Origin of the sequence: Streptomyces sp. NPDC017943 (assembly GCF_044328425.1) — a bacterium.
Taxonomy (GTDB): Bacteria; Actinomycetota; Actinomycetes; order Streptomycetales; family Streptomycetaceae; genus Streptomyces; species Streptomyces djakartensis_A.
Genome location: NZ_JBIRHH010000089.1, coordinates 1 through 1,283 on the forward strand (window position 1 = coordinate 1; position 1,283 = coordinate 1,283).

Consider the following 1,283-nt stretch of genomic DNA (forward strand, 5'->3'; position numbering starts at 1 on the left):
AGCGGCTCGATCCGGTCCCACATCGCATCGGTGATCATCAATCGGACAGGCACATCCGATCAACTGATCAACCCATCAAAGAGACACGACCTAGGGACTGTGTGATGTTGTGATCAACCAGTCGCCTTCAGCAGGTCGTTGATCCAGATCATCGAGGCGCGGAGGTGGAGGCCGGCGAGGTAACTCTCGGGTGTCTTGTCGTGTCGTGTCGCGATGCCCCGCCAGGCCTTCAGCTTGTTGATCAGGCGCTCGACGGTGTTCCGTTCCTTGTAGAGGTCGGTGTCATGGCTGACGGGCCGGCCGCCTCGGCTGCCCTTCTTCTTCCGGTTGGCGGCTTGGTCCTTCTTCTCCGGAATGACTGCCTTGATGTTGCGTTTCCGCAGGTAAGAGCGGTTCGCGCGAGAGGAGTAGGCCTTATCGGCGGTGACAGCGCCGGGCCGGGTCCGGGGTCGGCCGACGGGCAGCCGGACGCGCACTTTCTGGAGTACCGGAACGAACTGCGGACTGTCGGCGGCCTGTCCTGCGGTCAGAACGAGGGACAAGGGACGGCACTTACGGTCGGCGGCAAGATGAATCTTGCTCGTCAGTCCACCGCGAGATCTGCCGAGCAGAGCTTGTTTCAGCCGGAGCTTGCGCCGCCGCCTGATGCGCCGCCGCTCTTCGAGAGCTGGGCCGTCATCGTCGTGTTGTCCGTTCTGTTCCGGCGGGCCGCCCCCTTTTGCCGGGTCCGCTCCTGCTCGACGGCGGCCTCTTCCAGGGCGTCCGTGATCTCCTTACCGATGCGTATCCCGGCTGCGTCGCGGTGGGCGCGGGCCGTGGTGGAGTCCACGCTGACCAGGGACAGGTCCGTCTGTCCTTGACGGGCAGCCTCGGCGATCAGGCCTTCAAGCAGCGCGGTGAAGACGCCGGCGTCCCTCCATACCCGGAAGCGGCCGTAGACCGTCGGCCACGGACCGAACTCGTCCGGCATCTCCCGCCACTGGCTGCTGGTGCGGAACCGCCAGATCACCCCCCTCGAACTGATCCCGCAGCCGTTCGGGGTACGGACCGTACTCGCCTATCGGCAAAAACGGCTTGATCAACTGCCACTGCTCGTCTGTGAGTTGCCTGCGCGTCACGATCGCCTTCCTACCCAATCCCCGTTACCAGGAGACTCGGATCGGCAAGATTGATCACGACATCACACAGGCCCTAGGTTCTGTCTCTTTGGTCAGCGCCGGGTCCAGATGAGGATGCCCGCGAGGTGGAGTGCGGCCTGGTAGGCGATCGCGAGCTTGTCGGTT

At 63.9% G+C, this 1,283-nt stretch carries 1 pseudogene; it reads right to left on the reverse strand.

Annotation, left to right across the window (positions count from 1 at the left end):
* Positions 1-113: 113 nt before the first annotated feature.
* A pseudogene (locus tag ACH4C6_RS36445) lies at positions 114-1,118 on the reverse strand (IS5 family transposase).
* Positions 1,119-1,283: the final 165 nt, after the last annotated feature.